Raw genomic sequence first — 20,121 nt, forward strand, 5'->3', positions numbered from 1 at the left:
GTGTGAGAATGCCCGCAGGCGGAGTGGCAGGACTACGCTGCCGTGAGGAGCGGTTCCCGCAACCTGGCGGGAACCGGACGCAGAACTACGCTGCGCGCCGGAGCCAAGTACGGGAGGCTGCCACTCCGCCAACCATGTGCACATCCGTGTACAGTGCGGTGATCTTGGTGATATTCATGTCGCAACCTCCTTTTCTCTTGACGCCGATAGTTACCATCCCGGTCCGGCACGCAGTGGTCGCACGAAGCGATGCCAGAGGGCACTGACCGGGTTTCGCTCCCTCGCTGTGAAGGGAACAATAAACAACGTACAGGAAGTTTTCAGGCTTCGCCAGCCCGGAACCGCACTTTCCTGAAAATTTTCTCAAATTCTTTTCCCGGATACCTGACGGACCGTAATCCGATCCCTCCCGGAGGGGAATTCCCGGTGACCCGGGAGCCTGATGACGGGGAACGGAGAACGCCCCCGGCAGAGGTTCCAGGGGCGTCGTCGGAGGCCGCGCCCGAGCGGGCGGCGAGCTGGTCCGTGAAGTGTTCAGTGGTGGGAGGTCTACAGACCCCAGGACACGACGGCGGGCGTCTTCTTATCCCAGCCGAGCGTGCACACGCGCGCGGTGCCCAGCAGGAAGTGCCGGCCCTCGACGGGATCGAGTTCCAGCCAGCGGGCCGCCAGGATGCGGCAGAAGTGGCCGTGGGCGACCACGAGCACGTCGCCGGCGCCACCGGAACGGACACGCTCGACGATCCGGTCAGCCCGTTCCGCCACCTCGTCGATCGTCTCGCCGTTCGGCACACCGTCGGTCCAGATCAGGTAGCCGGGGTTCTTCGCGCGCACGTCCGCGGAGTTGACGCCCTCGTAGTCCCCGTAATTCCACTCCACCGCGTTCGGCTCCGGCTGGGCCTCCGGGAAACCTGCCAGCTCGGCGGTGCGCCGGGCCCGCTGCAGGGGAGAGGTCAGCACCTCACGGAACTCCACATCCTTGAGAACCCCTCCGGCGCGGAGCGCCTGCCGCTCGCCCTCCTCGGTGAGCGGCAGATCGGTCAGGCCGGTGTACTGGCCGCTCTTGGACCATTCGGTCTCTCCGTGGCGCAGGAGCCACAGCTGGGGGAGATCCGTGTTCGGGGTGGCGTTCATGGCTGTCCTTCAGTCTTTCCGGCCGTCGACGGCGGCCTGCTGCGCTGGGTTTTCAACGGCTGGGGAGCCCTTGGCCGGTTTCTCTGCGGCTGGCTTCTCTGCGGCCGCCTGGTCCGCGACGGCGCCCTCCGGGGACGCCTGGGATTCCGGCTGCTGCGCCCACCAGGAACGCAGCTCCTCCTCGGCCCGCTCGGGATCGAGAGGACCGTGCTCCATCCTCAGCTCGAGGAGGTGCTTGTAGGCGCGGCCCACCACGGGACCGGGGCGGAGATCCAGGAGCTGCATGATCTGCTGGCCGTCCAGATCCGGGCGGACCGCGTCGAGCACTTCGCGCTCCCGCAGCTCGGCGATGCGCTGTTCGAGATCGTCGTAGGCGAACGCCAGGCGCTCGGCCTTCCTGCGGTTCCGGGTGGTCACATCCGAGCGGGTCAGGCGGTGCAGCCGTTCCAGGTGCGGACCGGCATCGGTGATGTACCGGCGGACCGCGGAATCGGTCCAGCCGGCGTCGCCGTAGCCGTAGAAACGCATGTGCAGCTCCACCAGGCGGGCCACGGCCTTGATGGTGTCGTTGTCGAAACGGAGCGCCTTCATGCGCTTGGACACGAGCTTCGCGCCCACCACGTCGTGGTGACGGAAGCTCACGGCACCGCCATCTTCGAAGCGGCGCGTGGCCGGCTTGCCGATGTCATGCATGAGCGCCGCGAACCGCAGCACGAAGTCCGGTCCCGGCACCGCGCCGTCGTCGTCCGTTTCGAGGTCCGCCGCCTGCTCCAGGACCTGCAGCGAGTGCTGGTAGACGTCCTTGTGGCGGTGGTGCTCGTCGGCTTCGAGGCGGAGCGCAGACACCTCGGGCAGCACGCGGTCCGCCAGGCCGGTCTCCACCAGGAGATCGATGCCCACCCGCGGCCGGGCGCCGTTGATGAGCTTCACCAGCTCGTCCCGGACCCGTTCGGCGGAGATGATGGAAATGCGGTCGGCCATGTCCGTCATGGCGGCGCGGACGTCGGCGCTGACGCCCACGTCCAGCTGCGAGGCGAAACGCGCGGCCCGCATCATGCGCAGCGGGTCGTCGGAGAAGGACGCCTCGGCCGTGCCCGGGGTGGCGAGGATGCCGGCGCGCAGATCCCTCAGCCCGCCGAAAGGATCGACGAGCTGGCGGCCGGGCAGCCGCAGCGCCATGGCGTTGATGGTGAAATCGCGGCGGAAGAGATCGTCCTCCAGAGAGGTCCCAAAGGCCACTACGGGCTTGCGCGACTCCGGGGTCGTACGACTCGGCCCGGTACGTGGTGATCTCGATCTGGAAGCCGGCCTTGCGCAGGCCGATGGTGCCGAAGGCCTTGCCGATCTCCCAGTGCGTGTCCGCCCACGGCTTGATGATCGCCAGGGTGCGGTCCGGGGTGGCATCGGTGGTGAAGTCGAGGTCCAGGGCGTCCCGGCCCAGGAACAGATCGCGTACCGGTCCGCCGACCAGGGAAAGGTCATGTCCTGCATCCGCAAAGAGCTGGCCCAGTTCCAGAATCACGGGGTCCAGGTGGAAACCGATCGAGTCGGCCGCGCCACCCTGAAATTCACTCACCATAGTGATCCAAGCTTGTCACGTTTCCGTCACCGTCCCCAATGCCGCACCGGCCCCGCCAGCCCGCGCCAGGACGAGGACCGGTCCTCAGGCCACCGAAAGGTCGATAGAGTTATGGGCATGGCCAATCCAGTACCGAGCGCTCCGAACAGGAGGAACAGCGCGCCCCTGCCCTCGGCGATCGGTGCCCACATTGCGCCAGCAAACCAGAACTTCACCACTCCTCTGCCCACCGTGGAGGAGGTCTCGGCCGGCGGCGTCGTGGTGGACACCACGTCGCCCCAGCTGCCGGTGGCCATCATCGCCCGCATCAACCGCGGAGGCCGGCTGGAATGGTGCCTGCCGAAGGGCCATCCCGAAGGCGCCGAGAGCAATGAAGCCGCCGCGGTCCGGGAGATCGCGGAGGAGACCGGGATCGAGGGGAGCATCCTCACCCCTCTCGGCAGCATCGACTACTGGTTCACCGTGACCAGCCACCGCGTCCACAAGACCGTGCACCACTACCTTCTGGAAGCCACCGGCGGCGAGCTCACCATCGAGAACGATCCGGACCACGAGGCGGTCGACGTCGCGTGGGTCCCTCTGGCCGATCTGGCCCGCCGTCTCTCCTTCCCCAATGAGCGGCGGATCGCCGACCTCGCACGGGAACTCCTGCCGGGCCACCTGCCCTCCTGACAGCCGACCGACAGGCCGCCCGACAGGGCGTCCCGGCCCGTGCCTCAGGCGGAGGAGCAGCCAGGAGTGAGACGATACTGGGGATGTCTCACGCGAAGAAGGCCGATGCGGCCCTGAACTCCCCGACCTCCGCAGCCTCCCGCGCCAGCGATTCACGCGCCAGCGCCCTGATGGCGGCGGGCACCCTGATCTCCAGGATCCTCGGTTTCGTGAAGTCGTGGCTGCTGATCGTGGCGCTCGGCCTGGGCTCCTCGGTCACGGACACCTTCATCAACGCCAACAACCTGCCGAACATGGTGTTCGTGCTGGTGGCGGGCGGTGTCTTCAACGCCGTGCTGGTGCCCCAGATCCTCAAAGCGAGCCGCGCACCGGACAGCGGGGCGGATTACATCAGCCGCCTCATGACGTTGGCCGTGATCGTCATGTTCACCCTGACGGCGCTGGTCACGCTGTGTGCGCCCTTGCTGATTCAGGTGACCACCTCGGGCTACGGCCCGGCGCAGATGAGCCTGGCCGTCACGTTCGCGGTCTACTGTCTGCCCCAGATCTTCTTCTACGGGCTCTACGCGATGCTCACCCAGGTCCTCAACGCCCATGGGTCCTTCGCGCCGGCCATGTGGGCCCCGATCGTCAACAACATCGTGGCGATCGCCGGTCTCGGCCTCTTCGTGGCGATCTTCGGCGCCAGTGCCGCCAACCCGCACACGCTGGACAACTGGGGCACCGGCCAGACCATCCTGGTGGCAGGTTTCTCCACGCTCGGCGTCCTGGTGCAGACCGCTCTGCTGTTCATCCCGCTCCGGCGCCTCAAGCTGGGCCTGAAGCCGCGCTTCGGCTGGCGCGGCGTCGGCCTCGGCGCAGCGGCCAAGGTGGGTTCGTGGGCGCTGCTGACCACGGTCGTCAGCCAGCTCGCGTTCCTGTACGTCATGAAAATCGCCACGATCCCCGGCGCCGTGCGGGCCAACGCCCCGGCGGGCTCGCCGCCCATCGCCGGTAACGCGGTGCTCGAGATCGCCAGCCAGCTCTACTTCCTGCCGCACTCGATCATCTCGGTGTCCCTCGCCACGGTGCTGTTCAACCGCATGGCGAAAGCCTCCCTGGACAACGATGTGCGCGGTCTCCGCGCGGCCCTCTCCAACGGCCTGCGCACCAGTGCCGTGGCGATCGTGTTCAGCGCCATCGCCCTCCTGGTGCTGGCGGCTCCGATCGGCATGTTCTTCTCGGCCGGCAAGCCGCAGGACGGCGCCCTGCTGGCGATCACGCTCTCCATCCTGGCGCTGACGAGCCCCTGCCTGAGCATCAACTTCATGATGACCAGGGTGTTCTACTCCCGCGAGGACGCCCGGACCCCGTTCTACGTCCAGCTCGCACTCGCCGTGCTGAACCTGGTCGGCGCCTTCGTCATCCAGTTCCTGCCGGCCGAGATGATCATCTACGCCATCGCCGGTCTCTACTCCGTGGGCAACATCCTCTCCGTCCTGATCAGCGCGTTCTTCCTGCGCCGTGTCCTGGGCCATCTGGACGGTCCCCGCATCATCAACTCCTACATCCGCATGGGCTACGCGGGCATCGGCTCCGCCATCGCCGGCGGGGTGGTGCTGTGGCTGTTCGGCGCCTACCGCGCCGACGGCTTCCTGTGGCACAACCAGGCCGCGGCCCTGCTCTCCATCTGTGTGGCCGCTCCGGTCATGCTGGGCGTCTATGTCGTGCTCCTGCGGGTCTTCCACGTCGAAGAGCTCCGTGACCTGCTCCGCCCGCTGCTGGCGCGCTTCATCCGCCCCACCCCTGCCGAGAGCCCGACGACGACGGCGGCCGCCGCGCCGTCGTCGGCCTCCTCCGCGCAGGCCGGGCAGGCACACCGCGGGACCCGCGAGGATCTCTCCACGGGCGCCCTCCCGGCCGTGTCGATGGACACGGGCCTCCTGCCCAGGATCTCGGGCGGGTTCGACTCGGAGGGCTTCCGTGCGGCGCCCAGCGCCGAGGACGTGGGGGAGGGTCTGACGCAGCGTGCGGGCAGCGGCCATCCGTCCACGCCTCACTATGGCGACGAGGTCACGGCGGTGCGCCCGGAAGGCCGCAGGAGCCTGCTGACGGTGTTCCGCGACTGGCTCTGGGCCCCTCCTGCACAGCAGCCTCAGCTCGGACGTCACACATACCAGGGCCGCTCTGGGGAGAATCCCCACTTCCCATCTGACCTCCGATAGGATCGAAACTCGAAACACCCCGTGTCTTCCCGGGGCCTGAGGAGGTTGTGATGTCCCAGCAGATCGAGGCAGGATCCGTCCTGGGTGGCCGCTACAAGGTCACAGGCTCGGTGTTGCTCTCCCATGACCGCGATCAGGTGCTGGACGGTGTGGACCAGGTCCTGAACCGTCCGGTCAGCATCCTGGTGGCCAGTGAGCAGAACGCGGATCAGCTCTCCCAGAGCGCCCGTGAAGTCGCCACGGGGGAACGCCCCGGGGCCATGCAGGTGCTGGACCTTGGGGTCAACGATGGTCTGACGTACCTGATCACCAGCCATTCGAGCGCCCCGGATCTGCTGGATCTGCTGGTCGCCACCGATGCTCCGTACGTGGAGCCCTTCTTCACCGAGACTCTCGGCAGCGAGATCTTCGGCGAGGAGCGTTCCCGGGAACCTGAGACCTACGGTGGGCGCTACGACGAGAACTCCGGTGACGTCATCCACTACGACTCGGAACAGGGTTGGTCCCCCGAGCACGAGGCTGCGCACACCGCCCCCGGTGCACAGGTCCCGGCCGAGCCGGAGCGCCCTGCGGCCGCTGCGCCGCCCGCCACCGAACCCGTGACGCGTGCCCAGGAGCCCTCCGCCCCTGAACAGCCGAAGGCGCCTGAGCAGCCCAAGGTGACGGTCTGGAACGATGAGGACCGCAGCCACGCCGAAGCCGCCCCGGCGCCTGAGACGGCCGCCTTCCTTCAGCAGCCTGCGGCCGCCGCAGAGCGCGACCGCCGCGAAGCAGGTCACTTCCCTGCCGCGGCGCGGGATCAGATGCTCGGCTTCGAGACCGAGCCGGACGACGACGAAGCGGCGCCTGCACCGGAGAACCGCAGCACGCGCTGGATCGTCGGCGGCGTGCTCGTCGTCGTGCTGATCGCCGCCCTGGTGTTCGCGGTGACCAACCTCGGCAACCTCTTCAATGCGGGCGCCCCGTCCGCGGACAAGACCACGACGTCGACGGCGCCGACCGCGACGAATCCCGGCTCGCAGCCGCCTCCGAGCACGGCTCCCGTCGCCGCTCCGCCGGCGATCGACTCACTGACACGACTCGGTGATTTCGACTTCGCCGCAGGCTTCGACAAGGACCTGCCGAAGGCGATCGACGGTAACAATGCGACGTACTGGTCGAACATGGAGTTCGGCTCGGAGAACTGGGGTGGCCTGGTCAAGAGCATCCCCCTCGTGGTGAAGCTCAAGCAGCCCGCGCAGGTCAAGTCGATCACCCTGACGCAGCTCGGCGGATCCGGCGGTTCGGTGACGATGTACACCAATGACAAGCCCAGTCTTGACGGGGCCAAGCAGGTCGCCAGCAACACCTTCACCGGTCCGAACCTGACCATGGCGGTAGGCGGAGACATCACCACCCAGTACGTGATCATGGACATCACCGCGCTGCCACGACTCGCGGCGCCACGGACACAGTTCCCGTACGGCCTGAGGCTGGCGGAAATCAAAATTCAGTAGTCGACTGGCCCCAGGTACTCTGTGAAGAGGCCTGGGGCCACTTCTTTGACGGAATAGTTCAGCGCTCCGTTCCGTTGTGCCCTCTGCCGCATTCGTTTGGCTTGAGCGAGGAAGAGGATTCCACCCACGTGAGCACGCAAGAAACCACGGCCCCTGAGGTCCACGACGTCATCATCATCGGATCCGGTCCGGCTGGGTACACCGCTGCCATCTACACGGCGCGTGCCAAGCTCAACCCGATCGTGTTCGCCGGCTCGGTGACCGCCGGTGGCGAGCTGATGAACACCACCGAGGTGGAGAACTTCCCGGGCTTCCCGGAGGGCATCCAGGGACCCGATCTGATGGACAACCTGGAACAGCAGGCCAGCCGCTTCGGTGCTCAGGTCGAGTACGAGGATGTCGTCTCCGTGGACCTCGACGGCGACGTGAAGTCCGTGACCCTCGGCAATGGGGAGACGCACCGTGCCCGCACGGTCATCGTGTCCACCGGGTCCGCTTATCGTGAGCTCGGCCTGGAGAACGAGAAGCGTCTCTCGGGCCACGGTGTCAGCTGGTGTGCAACCTGTGACGGTTTCTTCTTCAAGGATCAGAACATCGCCGTGATCGGTGGTGGCGACTCCGCGATGGAAGAGGCCCTGTTCCTGACCAAGTTCGCCTCCAAGGTCACGGTGGTCCACCGTCGCAAGGAGCTCCGCGCTTCCAAGATCATGGCCGACCGCGCTCTGACCCACGAGAAGATCGATTTCGTGTGGGACAGCGAAGTCGTGGATGTCATCGGTGAGGACAAGGTCACCGGCATCCGTCTCCGCAATCTCGTGACCGACGTCGAGGAGGAACTTCCGGTCACCGGCCTCTTCGTCGCCATCGGCAACGACCCGCGCACCGACCTCTTCAAGGGCATCCTCGATCTGACGGCCGAAGGAACCATCGCCGTGGACGGTCGCACCTCGAAGACCAGCCTCCCGGGCGTCTTCGCTGCGGGTGACGTGATCGATCCGAAGTACCGTCAGGCGATCACCGCAGCCGCCTCCGGTTGCGTTGCTGCCATCGACGTCGAACACTACCTCCAGAACCACTGAGAATTCCGAAGAAAGAAGGAAACCATGAGCAACGCCAAGGACGTTACCGACGCAAGCTTTGAGAACGACGTTCTCCAGGCTGAAAAGCCCGTGATCGTTGATTTCTGGGCGGAATGGTGTGGCCCCTGCCGCCGGCTGAGCCCGATCCTGGACCAGATCGCGGAAGAGAACGCTGACAAGGTCGAGGTGGTGAAGGTGAACGTCGACGACAACCCCGCCGTCGCTTCCCAAGTACGGAATCACCTCCATCCCCGCCGTCTACCTGTTCCAGGGCGGCGAGGTGAAGAACACCGTGACCGGTGCATACCCGAAGCAGTACTTCGAGAAGGAATTCGCCGACGTTCTCGGCTGAACCGTCTCCTCGCGGTGATAAGCCGCTCACGAAGGGCCCGATGCGCAGGCATCGGGCCCTTCGTTTTTTGTGTTTCACGTGAAACGCCCTGTGGCGGCCAGACTGGTGGGACGAGCTCTTCAGCTTTCGGTCCACAAGATCCACGGCAGTTCACCGGGCTACGGCGTGGCCTCGCCATGCGAGAGCGAGACCTGATGCAGGAGAGGAGGGGAGGGAGAGGGGCGAACTCTCCGACGACGCGCGATCACTCGACCGGCTTACGAGACGCGGCAGGTTCTCCAACTCCTTGCAGATTGACGTCGCACGATTCAAGAAGTCAGGTCTGTAAGTGTAATCAGTGAGTTCTGTGAATTCATGAAGATCTCGATGAAGAGCCACGCGGCTGCATTAAAAGAGGCGGACCTGAATGTACGACGGCGCCGGCAGCAGAAAGAGCAGGCCACCCGGCCGACTCCGGGGATCATCTATTAGGTCCGGCGTGAAACACGGCAGACCGATCACGACTACTCCACACGCACTCGTGCAGCCGTCGCGCCGTCAGAGCGGGTCCGCGGCAGGGGAGACACCTCTGAAGTCCGGTTCGCCTGGAGCCCCCTCAGGACATCCCGGCAGGCAGAAAGATGTGAAGACTTCGGCACAGCGCGAGACCATCAGGATGAGAAGACGTGATGCGCACAGCCTCCTCCGCGGGTTGAGTCGAAACGAGCAGACAGCGCGATATCAACCGCCCAAGCTCTTCTCTGCAGGTCTTCGTCGTAAGCCTCAAGGCGTCCTCAGACGACAGACTCACTACGACACGGCCACGAGCGACCAATACCGCGAAGGGCACACCCTGAGATGACTCGCCCTGGAGGACGCCCGGGAAGGTCTCACCCGGCTCCCTGAAATGGCATGGTTCGAAAGCATGCAGCACCACGACGGACAGTCGACCGAACATGAGTTGCTCAGCACAGCAGTCCCCACCCTCCTCGAGGCCTCGATCGTGACCGGTCCAGTCCGCCTGATGCTCGGTGCACCTCGTGCCGAACGGCGCGGGTCTCCTGCACGGACAACGGGAGATCCCGGCTTTCGACTGTCTACGGGGCCCAGGGCATGCGAGGAGAGGCGGGAGGCTCTGGACGCGGTGCAAGCCACTCGAATCCCCTCACGACGCTCCAGCGCGCCTCCTGGGGGCACGAGACCGCCACAGCCCTTTGAGAGGCTGGGAGTGGGAGTTGGCTCCGCAGAGGGAGGAGGTCGGCTCATACGCTCACACGCTCACACGCTCCCGCGGTCCCTACGACGCCCTGGCGCCTAGACACCCAGGTGCCCAGGTGGAGCGTGGAGGCGCGCAACCGCAGTGCAATTCCCGTCATAAGGCGGATGGCTCCCACCGGCCTGAAGTGGAATATACACACCCCTCAATCACCACGTACGACCTCCTCACCAGTGCGGGGAGGAGGTCAGACCTAGTGGAACACGCGCTCTCGCCAGACTCACCCTTGTAATCAGTTTGGCCTGATAGGGACTAAGACCGCCCACCAACAGCCCGGTAGACCTCGTCGAGGCCTCAGTGTCACAGGGGATCGACGTAGCGCCAGGCCTTTTCCGCGGCTTGGCATGGCATTCACCCATACCCACAACCTTCAGCTCGCAACTCACCGATCACCGGTCACCGGTCACCGACGACCGACGAGTGACAACCGGCCACTGGGTCCTGGGTCATGGGTTCAGGTCATGGGTTCAGGGTTCCGGGTTCAGGCAACCTTGTTTCCCGGACTTCAGGCATCGAAGGCGTACTTCTCGTGAGACTCATTGAGGGCCGGCCAGCGTAGGGCACCCTCAGACTGTTCACACCCGACCGAGCGTACGTGGCAACCATCAGCGTTCATACCGACTCTAAAGGCCTCATATGGGCCGATCAGCCACTTCATATCCCGGACGCCCACGAGCCCGCCCCGGGAGTCGACCGATTAGACACTCTGTTGCGAATCCGGCATCGGAGGGAGAACCTAACCACCGGTCCCGCGCGCCGCCGCGGATACCCACCCCGTTGTTTCACGTGAAACACGCCCCCATACCCGCCGCAGGCGGAGACTGGGGCGGAAAATTTGGATCCCGCGCACTTGCTACTGCGGTTTCGGTCAACTGTCGAGAAACACTACCTGCCATACGGTCCCTCGTCCGTCCGCCGGAAGACACACAGCCTCTGGGGGCCACCACACACTTCAGGTCGGCCCACCGCCCCGCCTGACGGTCAGGCACCGTCTGGATGCTTCGACGACGTGCATGGACAGCGGCTAGCGCTCAAGAGCGGATTACAGCCTCTCGTCTCACGCCTGGGGACTATGCAGCCCCGCCGGAGACGTCAGGAAATCCGACCCGACGCCACAGCACCAGAGCCCCCCTCTGGAAACCCGGGGTGCCGCCCTTAGCGGATCTTCTACAGACCCAATGGGAAGACAGCCACGAATCCCAAAGAGCTTCCCCTGGCGACTCGGAAGAGATGGCACATTGCCGATCCGCGGACCCTACCTGATGGGCCCTGTGGCCACGACGTCGGACTGTCCGCTGTGCTCGCTCCCGAATGTGAACAGGCCCAAGCCGCAGTTCCCTTAGGCGCGCGCGACCGATAGACGAGTCCCCAGGAGGCGGGTGGACCCTCTCAACGGGTACACGTTCGTGCAGAACGTCAACGCAGCCGGCAGCCACGTGATCGCCACAGAGATCGCCACATTCCCAACTGTTGGAAGGGAGTTCGGCTAAGAATGATTAAGGCATCGAAGACCGGGGGACACCGGGAGCACGCATCCAGTCGGGCCCATCATGCACCCGACAGTTCGACTCCCTCCCTGCTGCCGAGAACCTCGGCAGGCGCACGACAACGTCGAGGTTCTCAGCGAGCCCTGACCGTACCTTCAGCTCTCTAAGGGCCAGCGTTCTCCACACCACTTATCCACAGCTCTATCCACACCGCCTGAGCCAAGGCTCCAGTGATCCTCGAGGCCTCTCGAGTCCTTGTCCACAACAGCCTGTGGACAAAGATGCGACGCCGGTTTCACGTGAAACATCGCCCGGTCAAAGAGCTCGTGATGTCGATGCGGCGACGATGCAGCTGCCGGACCGGCCACGAGACCCTGGCGCCGATCAACATGAACAGACCCACCCACGAACTCGAAAGCCCGGAAATCCGCGGATTCTGAATGGTCTACTTCATCATTTGATCCATTCGGCGATCACATCGGACCCCTGCTCAGCCACCGGGACCTGTCAGGGCTACCACCTGACTCACGCCACTTTGCCCTACGACCGCGACGGCCGTGGACCGCATCTGAACAGCGATGCTGTCCACAGCCATGCCAAGCTGTTCGACTCAGCAGACCCTCTCGCTCCAGACTGCGGGATCCCTATCCACAAAGTTATCCACAGAGGCTTTCCACAAGGTCGGCGCACACGCGTTGCGCCCGGATGGCCTGCCGGCCTCCGAATACGGCAGCCTCAGTCAGAGCCAGAGTGACCGATCGAATGGGAACGCAGGTCCCACGAGTTCACCCGACATGCCCCGGGACATGAGCTGGCCACCACCTACCCAACGTCCACTCGGGCACTGGGATGATTCCCTCAGGAATGGGCCGCAAGCGTCGATCGGATGCCACCCAACGCCGCACCATCTACGATCTGAGCTTGTCCACCTGAACCGGAGACATCAGTACTCCGCACACCTACCCGACCGTCGGGAAGGGGCCATCCCATCTCCAGGGCAGCTCCGGATTCACTGCAACGAACCACAAGTTCAAGGAACGTTTCACGTGAAACACGAACAGCCGCCACAGTCGAATGCGGGGTTGCGACACTCCAGGGTGCAATGGCATGAGTAGCTTGCGCTCCAACCTCAGGCTTTGAGGGACCGTCGGCAGGACTGGGGAGAGTGCCAGAACACCGACTGGACTCTCGCCTGACGCGAGGGCCGTCACGGTGCTCTCAGCGCCCTTTACACGCCCCATCTGACAGGAGGGAGGCCGATCGCGTCAAACCTCAGGCCATGAGCGCCTGACGACCGGAACAGTCACCAGGTCGGCGCACGCCGCTATCGGAGGTCCGCAAACCGGGGAGAGGGCGTGACACCGGCTTTTACTCGCTCCAGACTAGGGCCCTCCCTCCAGTACTGGGATGCACCTGCGAATCAAAGTCCCTTAGCCGAGCTGCTGGACCTCTTGGGGATGCACCCGGCCCAGGGGTCTCGCCGTCACAGGGACGCCAGAGTTTGCGTACAACAAGCAGGGTTGGATGCAGCAGCATGATGGCCTGATGTCGCTCGGAAAACGTCCCTCTGCGCGCGGAGAGCTACCTGGAACTGCAAGGTCCAGCGGCCTCACGCCCAGGGTGGCGGCGAGGAAGAGGCCGCCTGCCGGGTGTAGAGGTCATGCGGGACTACACACTCAGCAGCGAGGCGGTAAGCGTCACTCTTGATTGAACCCCTCATAAACAACTTCTTTCGCTATTCGAACCCAGTTCGTCCGCCAGAGACGATAGGTGCGGTGGGCCAGATGCGCAGGGGGCCAGACAGCTCGAGGCGATCGCAATGCGCCTTCCGGAGAGCCGAGCCAATGGATGGTGCCTACCGGAAGGGGAGTGGCTTCTACCCGGCGAACGAAGTCCCGGTGGTGCGACATTCTCCGTGATATATAGGCCCAAGCCCAACGCACTTCGTCACGGCCTTCCCACCGATGCGCGCTCTGGAGTGAATCGCGTTTCACGTGAAACATCTGCCCGCGCAGACGCCCTGTCCGCCAGAGCATTGGATCCGCAATTGGTGGAAGTCGTCAGTTCATGCATCATCGGCCACATCTGTATGCGCGACGTGCCCGACCTATGCGATCTCACGGGCTCGCAGACGATAAGCTCCGGGCCGGCCAGGTCCATATCTCATCCCATCAGAGCATTGGCCCAGGCAACAAGAGGCGACTCACGACACGAACAGGGGACTTTGCGCCCGGTCGACTGGCGGATTCTTCTGACCCAAAGTATCGAGACTGGGTGAGAGCGAAATCGCGGGCTAGGCGCGAGAGTCCAAGCCCTGTTTCACGTGAAACGTGGTGCCGGGTCCCCGTGATTGGGGGGAGACTCGCGTGGGGCGCTGTGTATGAAAGGCGCCTATATGCCGAAAAGGGTGCAGTTCCCAGGTGTTGACGGCGCCTACGAAAGGCAAAAGTCCTAGAATCAGGACCGAGAAGTCAAGGGTAACTGTGGCGCCCTGATGCACTTTCAAGCTTCAGTTCGCCATGATTCCGGGATCCCTTAGCCGCCGAGACCGCACCTCAAGGTGTGCAATCCTGGATCGTGATCAGAAGAGGGCTATCGAGTTCTTGCCATTCTCCGACCTCACCAGCGTTCGAGACGAAGGCCCTCCTGGACATGCACCGCACAGTCCAACGTGCAGGTTCACAGCACGGTCGATGACCACACAAATAGGGTCCGTGTTTCACGTGAAACACGGACCCTCTGAATGACGCCTTCAGGCCTCCATCACTAGGACGGATTAATCACGTCCATGATGCGGTTCAGATCGTCAACACTCGCAAATTCAATGCTGACGCGTCCCTTTCGAGCACCAAGCGTGATCTTCACATTCGTGTCGAGACGGTCGGCGAGGGAGGTTGCCAAGTAGTCCAACCGTTCGTGTCGTGCCGTGTTCCGAGGAGCCGCGGGTTTCTTCGGATCCGCGGGATCCTGGAAGAGCACCACAGCTTCCTCGGTCGCACGAACGGAGAGTCCTTCTGCGACGATCCGCTGAGCCAGACGTTCCATCGCGGGCGCATCCGGAAGCCCGAGCAACGCGCGAGCGTGGCCGGCAGAAAGAACGCCGGCGGCCACTCGGCGCTGAACCAGGGGAGGGAGTTTCAGCAGACGGATGGTGTTGGACACCTGAGGACGCGAGCGACCGATCCTGTCAGCAAGTTCTTCGTGGGTGGCACCGAAGTCCTCCAGAAGCTGCTGGTACGCCGCCGCCTCTTCAATGGGGTTCAGCTGACTGCGGTGGAGGTTCTCCAGCAGCGCATCGCGCAACAGATCATCGTCTGTGGTCTCACGGATGATCGCGGGGACCGTCTCGAGACCGGCTTCCTGGGTGGCGCGCCAACGACGCTCACCCATGACCAGCTCAAATCCGGGTCCCTCGGGCTTCCGCCGCACCACGATGGGCTGCAGAACACCGATCTCGCGCACTGAGTGCACGAGCTCCGCCATGTCCTGTTCGTCGAACTCCTGGCGGGGCTGACGAGGATTGGGGGAGATGTCGCCGACCGGGATCTCAGCGAACTGAGCGCCGGGGACCGGCACCAGGCCGTCCGGAGTATCGGTCGACTCGGGTACGGCGGGAGCCGCCGTCGACGTCGTGGATTCGGAGGTGGCAGCCTCCGCCGGCTTCGAACGGCGAGACCTGACCGGCTTCTCCGCAGGAGCAGCCGCACTCTCGGATGCCGTCTTCGAGGCACGGGAGGGTGCCTTCTTCGCGGGGCTCTCCTCGGCCGCGACAGCCTTCGCGGGGGTCTTTCCGGCCTCGGGTGCGTCGGCAGCCTTCGCGGGCCGCTGAGCAGCCTTCTGGGGCTTCTCGGCAGCAGCCGGCCCCTCCTGCACGTCGGCATTCTTTTGCTGGGCGTTCTTCTGCTCGGCCGTCTGGGCGTCCTCTTGGACCCGGTTCCGCTGAGGAGAGGGGAAGAACAGGTCCACCGGTCGGGTGGCGGGTGCAGCGCTGCCTGCATCAGCAGCATTGGGGATCAAGGCACCCAGACCGCGGCCCAGGCCACGTCGCTTTTCACTCATGTGGGATTCCTCCCTCCTTCCGACGGCGCGAAATCAATCGCAGGGGGTTTTGCTCTGACTGTTCCGCTTCACGCATCAGCTGCGCTCGGCGATCTCTGCTGCGGCTTCCAAATAGGAAAGCGCACCACTGGAGTTCGGATCATACGTCAGCACGGTCTGCTGATAGCTCGGCGCCTCCGAAATTCGCACCGACCGAGGGATGACCGCGGACAGCACTTCTTGCGGGAAGTGCTCCCGTACCTCCGCCGCCACCTGGGCCGCGAGGTTGGTCCGTCCGTCGTACATCGTCAGCAGAATGGTCGAGACGCGGAGGTCACCATTGAGGTGCTTCTGAATCATCTCGATGTTCTTGAGCAACTGGCTCAGACCTTCCAGAGCGTAGTACTCGCACTGGATCGGGATGAGGACTTCCTGGGCCGCACAGAAGGCGTTGACCGTGAGGAGTCCGAGACTGGGCGGGCAATCGATGAAGATGAAGTCCAGACGTTCCAGGCCCTGCTGCTCGCGGTGCTTGGCGTACACGTCGATTGCCCGGCGAAGCCGCTGCTCTCGGGCCACGAGAGAGACGAGCTCGATCTCGGCGCCGGCCAGGTGAATCGTCGCCGGTGCACACTGCAGACGGTCGATATCCGGGCAATCGGCCACGACTTCGGCCAGGGGAAGGTCGTTGATGAGCACGTCATAGATCGAATCGACCTCGGCGTGGTGTTCGATGCCCAAGGCGGTCGATGCATTGCCCTGCGGGTCGATGTCGATCACCAGGACGTTCAGTCCAGCGGAGGCCAGTGCGGCCGCGATGTTCACCGTGGTGGTCGTCTTGCCGACGCCACCCTTCTGATTGGACACCGTGAAGATGCGAGTGGCCTTCGGCTTGGGCAGCACCCGGCCGGCGAGCTTCTCCCGCCTGCGCGTCTCACTGGCCAGCTGCCGCGCGATGGGGCTGGACTCGTCAATCGAATCGATCACAGTACTCGCCTTCTTGGCGGGCGTTTCACGTGAAACGCCTTCCTTCGATGAATTATCAACCGAATTAGGTTTCTTAGGCGTTGGTCGTGTCGGGACGCTTCGAACCTCCGTGGAACGTGCGGAACCCAGCTGAACGAAGGGCGGGATCCGGTGCACGGTACTCTCGCGTTCACTCACGGGACACACTCTTTCTCCTGGAAATCTCTCCGACCGACTTCTAGCCTAACTGCTCGACCCTCCGGCCGACGGGCGGGCTTCACACGGCGCGCGCCCCCGACACCACGCCGGACGGTCTCCCGGACGGCATCAGCCGAGGTCAGTTCTCCTTGCCGACCTTGACCCGGACCACCGTCGTCGACTCCTCCAGGAGGTCCTCGCCGCAGATCACGATGTCCGTCTTCACGGCGCCCAGCTTCCTGAGGACCTTCTGAGCCTTCTCGATCTCCTCCTGAGCACTCCGGCCCTTGATCGCGACCAGTTCCCCGCGGCCTGCCAGCAGCGGCAGGGTGAGGCGGGCCAGCTTGTCCAGCGCGCTCACGGCCCGCGCAGTCACCACGGTGAAGTCCTCCAGGCCAACAGCGGCCTCCGCGCGGCCGCGCCACACCACCACGTTGTCCAGCCCGAGATCGTCGATGACCTCCTGCAGCCAGATGCAGCGGCGTTCCAGCGGCTCGATCAACGTGAGTTGGAGATCCGGCCGTGCGATGGCGAGGCAGAGACCGGGAAGACCGGCGCCCGATCCGACATCCGCCACCACGGCGTCCTCAGCGATACAGGATTCGATGACCGCGCAGTTGAGGACATGCCGGCTCCAGAGCCGCGGCACCTCACGCGGGCCGAGCAGTCCGCGTTCGATGCCCGACGTCGCCAGGTGTTCCACGTAGCGCTCGGCGAGCGGCAGACGGTCACCGAAGATGCGCTGCGCAGCCTCCCGCTCACCGTCGGTCAACGTGGCATCGGCTGCGGACACCTCGGGGGCGCTCTCAAGGTTCTGTGCCGACTCGTCCTGGATGGGGGACATCCGTTCCTCTCCTGATCTGATTCCGGTGGGCCGACTGCGGCCCGTGTTCTCCGGTGGGAAAAAACGACCCGCCCGGTCCTGAGGGCCGGGCGGGTGGGAAGTCAGTCTGCGCTGACCACGATGTGCCGTCGGGGGCCTTCACCCTCGGACTCGCTCACGAATCCGAGTTCGGCCACCGCGTCGTGCACGATCTTGCGCTCGTAAGCGCTCATCGGCGCGAGGGCGACCCGGCCGCCGTCGCTCTTGACGCGGTCCACGGCATCCTGGGCGATCTTGGAGAGCTCCACGGTGCGGCCACGGCGATAGCCGTTGATGTCCAGCACCAGGCGCGAGCGGTTCTCCGTGGCGGACAGGACGGCCAGTCGCGCCAGCTCCTGGAGAGCCTCCAGCACTTCGCCGTCTTCGCCGACCAGGTTGTTCAGGCCGTGGTCGTCCCCGTCGGCTTCGATGGAGATGTAGGTGCGGCCGTTGCGGACCTCGATGTCGATGTCACCATCGATGTCTGCGATGTCCAGAAGTTCTTCGAGGTAGTCCGCGGCGACGTCGCCTTCCTCGTCAAGACGGTTCACATTCTCCGGAGCCTCGGTCACAGCGGTCTCCTCGGCGGGCGTCTCTACACTCACTTCTTCTTCTTCCGGTTGTTCTTGCGGCTCGGCTGGTAACGCTGGCCCTTGGGCTTCTCCGGCTCGGCCGGGATGTCCTCCGGGTCGACCTTCTTACCCGTGGTGACGTCGATCGGGGCCAGACCCTTGGCCTTGCGGCGCTCGTTGAGCTCGCGGGCCGCCTGGGAACCGGGGGTCGGCATGCGGCGGATGACGTAGAACTGCTGGCCCATGGTCCAGAGGTTGGAGACCGTCCAGTAGATCAGGACACCGATGGGGAAGTTGATGCCACCCACACCGAAGACCACCGGCAGGATGTAGAGAAGCATCTTCTGCTGGCGCATGAACGGGCTGGCCAGAGCCTCTTCGGACATGTTCTTGGCCATGATCTGCTTCTGGGTGATGAACTGCGAAGCGGTCATCGCCAGGATCATGATGATGGACAGGATCCAGACGGACACCCCGCCGCCGTGCAGCAGCGCGGAGGAGAGCGGCGCACCGAAGATGGAGGACTTGTCGAACTCGACGACGTTCTCGTGGCTCAGGGCGCTGATGCCCTCGCCCTTCTCCTTGGCCTGCGAGATGCCGGACAGCACCTGGAACAGCGAGAAGAAGAACGGCATCTGGATCAGCATGGGGAGGCAGGCCGAGAACGGGTTGGTGCCGTGCTTCTTGTACAGGGCCATCTGCTCCTGCGCCATCGCCTGGCGGGAGAGCTGGTCGGTCTTGCCCTTGTACTTCTCCTGGAGCTTCTTCAGATCAGGCTGCAGGAGCTGCATGCCGCGCTGAGCACGGATCTGCTTCACGAACACCGGGATCAGGGCCGCACGGATCACGACCACCAGGCCGATGATGGACAGCGTCCAGGTCCAGCCGGATTCGCTGGGCAGGCCCAGGAACGTGAAGGCTTCGTGGAAGCCCAGCATGACAATGCTGACCAGCCATTTGAAAGGCGCCAGTATCGCCCCAAAGATGTCCATGATGTGTCCCTCAATCAGGCCGCGGAGCGGCGCTCTTCTTCAGTGGTCTTGGCTGCTGCCGGGCCCGGCTCGGCGTCCTGAGGCAGGTAGTCGTGCGGATGGTTCAGCATGACGATCCGCGGAACCTGGTCCACCGGCCAGGAACGACCGCCGCTCGGCACCGGATCCAGACCGCCCTCGCTCCACGGGTGACAGTGGAGCAGGCGTTTGCCCGCGAGCCAGCTGCCCTTGACGGCGCCATGGACGGTGACTGCTTCCAGCGCATAGGCGGAACAGCTGGGGAAGTACCGGCACACCTGTCCGTAGAGAGGCGAAACCGCCAGTCGGTACAGCTTGAGCGCACCGATCAGGATGTTCCTCGGCAGATCGATCACACCGCGGACGACGGCGGCGGCCACGTTCACGTGTGAACCTCGCCGGGCGCGGCGTCCGCCACGGCCTGCTCGCGCGTGCGCGCGGCAAGACGGCGCTGTGCCACGGCGAAGGCCTGTTCCATGTCCGCCACGAGTTCCTCCCAGTCCGCCTGTGCCGCCGCCGGCAGGGAACGCACCACCACATCGATTCCAGTGGGGTGTTCCTGCAGCAGTCGAGCACCGATCTCCCTCAACCTCCGCTTAACGAGGTTGCGGACCACTGCGTTCCCGACGGCTTTCGAAACGATGAAGCCGAAACGGCCGGAGGCGTCCGGTGACGAAAGGCACGCAGATAGAACTAAGTTCCGGCGCCCTACACGGACACCGGAACGAAGTGTGGTGGAGAAGTCGGCAGGAAGCCGCAGGCGGTTCTGTGCGGGAAGCACTCTGTCGCCAGGCCTGGCTCGGGTCGACTAGTCGGCTTTACGCCGAGAGCTCAGTGCGGCCCTTGCCACGGCGGGCAGCCAGGATGGCGCGGCCTGCACGGGTACGCATACGAAGACGGAAGCCGTGCTTCTTGGCACGACGGCGGTTGTTCGGCTGAAAAGTCCGCTTGCTCACGGTGGTTGCTCCAGTTGTTTGACGGGACGCGTCTACCTGGATCGCGGGGAAGCAAAGGCTGACGCAAAGTTTGTACTCACCCACGGAACGAACGGAACGGCTGGCTGCCATGTTCGCCCCTGCTGTGTGGGCGTGGACCCCCCATGAGGACATAGGGGACTAGTCAACGTTAGGGCAGCCGGGAGCGGGGCGTCAAATCTAGAGCATACCCACACCCGTCCACAGGGGAGTGGACAAGAAGCTGTGGAAACTGTGGATGAG

General features: G+C 64.5%; 13 protein-coding genes and 2 pseudogenes. 5 read left to right on the plus strand and 10 right to left on the minus strand.

Going from position 1 to position 20,121, the window contains the following annotated elements:
• Positions 1-549: 549 nt before the first annotated feature.
• Positions 550-1,134: a histidine phosphatase family protein gene (locus QFZ52_RS15150; protein ID WP_307498447.1), complete on the minus strand. Its 585-nt coding sequence runs from the start codon at positions 1,132-1,134 to the stop codon at positions 550-552.
• Between the two features lie 9 nt (positions 1,135-1,143).
• Positions 1,144-2,713: pseudogene (locus QFZ52_RS15155) on the minus strand (CCA tRNA nucleotidyltransferase).
• 165 nt (positions 2,714-2,878) lie between these two features.
• On the opposite strand from QFZ52_RS15155, the gene QFZ52_RS15160 reads away from it, so the two are divergent.
• From QFZ52_RS15160 to trxA, 5 genes and pseudogenes are all read left to right on the plus strand, one after another.
• Positions 2,879-3,385 carry an NUDIX hydrolase gene (locus QFZ52_RS15160; protein WP_370960586.1) on the plus strand — a complete coding sequence of 169 codons (507 nt, stop codon included), beginning with the start codon at positions 2,879-2,881 and terminating at the stop codon, positions 3,383-3,385.
• An 83-nt stretch (positions 3,386-3,468) separates the two neighbouring features.
• Complete coding sequence (gene murJ, locus QFZ52_RS15165; protein ID WP_307498449.1) at positions 3,469-5,589, plus strand: murein biosynthesis integral membrane protein MurJ; 2,121 nt, start codon at positions 3,469-3,471, stop codon at positions 5,587-5,589.
• Between the two features lie 50 nt (positions 5,590-5,639).
• Positions 5,640-7,085, plus strand: coding sequence for an ABC transporter substrate-binding protein (locus QFZ52_RS15170; protein WP_307498450.1), 1,446 nt, complete (start codon positions 5,640-5,642; stop codon positions 7,083-7,085).
• A 128-nt stretch (positions 7,086-7,213) separates the two neighbouring features.
• Positions 7,214-8,164, plus strand: a complete 951-nt coding sequence (gene trxB, locus QFZ52_RS15175; protein ID WP_307498451.1) for a thioredoxin-disulfide reductase — start codon at positions 7,214-7,216, stop codon at positions 8,162-8,164.
• A 24-nt stretch (positions 8,165-8,188) separates the two neighbouring features.
• Positions 8,189-8,516 (plus strand): annotated as a pseudogene (trxA, locus tag QFZ52_RS15180) (thioredoxin).
• 5,508 nt (positions 8,517-14,024) lie between these two features.
• Here the strand turns inward: trxA and QFZ52_RS15185 are convergent.
• The 8 genes from QFZ52_RS15185 to rpmH form a co-directional block, all read right to left on the minus strand.
• A complete protein-coding gene (locus QFZ52_RS15185) occupies positions 14,025-15,317 on the minus strand; it encodes a ParB/RepB/Spo0J family partition protein (RefSeq protein ID WP_307498452.1) in 1,293 nt (430 codons plus the stop codon).
• Between the two features lie 75 nt (positions 15,318-15,392).
• Positions 15,393-16,280: a ParA family protein gene (locus QFZ52_RS15190; RefSeq protein WP_373425726.1), complete on the minus strand. Its 888-nt coding sequence runs from the start codon at positions 16,278-16,280 to the stop codon at positions 15,393-15,395.
• Between the two features lie 319 nt (positions 16,281-16,599).
• Positions 16,600-17,253, minus strand: a complete 654-nt coding sequence (gene rsmG / locus QFZ52_RS15195; protein WP_373425727.1) for a 16S rRNA (guanine(527)-N(7))-methyltransferase RsmG — start codon at positions 17,251-17,253, stop codon at positions 16,600-16,602.
• A 152-nt stretch (positions 17,254-17,405) separates the two neighbouring features.
• Positions 17,406-17,927 carry a Jag family protein gene (locus QFZ52_RS15200; protein WP_278267711.1) on the minus strand — a complete coding sequence of 174 codons (522 nt, stop codon included), beginning with the start codon at positions 17,925-17,927 and terminating at the stop codon, positions 17,406-17,408.
• Positions 17,924-18,886 carry a membrane protein insertase YidC gene (gene yidC / locus QFZ52_RS15205; RefSeq protein WP_307498455.1) on the minus strand — a complete coding sequence of 321 codons (963 nt, stop codon included), beginning with the start codon at positions 18,884-18,886 and terminating at the stop codon, positions 17,924-17,926. Before yidC ends, QFZ52_RS15200 begins: the two co-directional genes overlap by 4 nt.
• 14 nt (positions 18,887-18,900) lie before the next feature.
• The gene (gene yidD, locus QFZ52_RS15210; RefSeq protein WP_307498456.1) at positions 18,901-19,290 is read right to left on the minus strand and encodes a membrane protein insertion efficiency factor YidD; all 390 of its coding nucleotides are present in this window, start codon (positions 19,288-19,290) and stop codon (positions 18,901-18,903) included.
• Positions 19,287-19,685 carry a ribonuclease P protein component gene (rnpA, locus tag QFZ52_RS15215; protein ID WP_307498457.1) on the minus strand — a complete coding sequence of 133 codons (399 nt, stop codon included), beginning with the start codon at positions 19,683-19,685 and terminating at the stop codon, positions 19,287-19,289. Before rnpA ends, yidD begins: the two co-directional genes overlap by 4 nt.
• Positions 19,686-19,722: 37 nt before the next feature.
• Positions 19,723-19,860 (minus strand): 50S ribosomal protein L34, encoded by a 138-nt coding sequence (rpmH, locus tag QFZ52_RS15220; RefSeq protein WP_003800212.1) that lies wholly within the window; start codon positions 19,858-19,860, stop codon positions 19,723-19,725.
• Between the last annotated feature and the right edge of the window lie 261 nt (positions 19,861-20,121).

The organism is Arthrobacter woluwensis (assembly GCF_030816155.1).
Classification (GTDB): Bacteria; Actinomycetota; Actinomycetes; order Actinomycetales; family Micrococcaceae; genus Arthrobacter_E; species Arthrobacter_E woluwensis_A.

What these genes read in the sequence shown, in the direction of transcription:
- QFZ52_RS15150 (WP_307498447.1), bottom strand. Translation starts at nt 1,134, where the DNA reads ATGAACGCCACCCCGAACACGGATCTCCCCCAGCTGTGGCTCCTGCGC.
- murJ (WP_307498449.1), top strand. Translation starts at nt 3,469, where the DNA reads ATGTCTCACGCGAAGAAGGCCGATGCGGCCCTGAACTCCCCGACCTCC.
- QFZ52_RS15170 (WP_307498450.1), top strand. Translation starts at nt 5,640, where the DNA reads ATGTCCCAGCAGATCGAGGCAGGATCCGTCCTGGGTGGCCGCTACAAG.
- QFZ52_RS15185 (WP_307498452.1), bottom strand. Translation starts at nt 15,317, where the DNA reads ATGAGTGAAAAGCGACGTGGCCTGGGCCGCGGTCTGGGTGCCTTGATC.
- yidC (WP_307498455.1), bottom strand. Translation starts at nt 18,886, where the DNA reads ATGGACATCTTTGGGGCGATACTGGCGCCTTTCAAATGGCTGGTCAGC.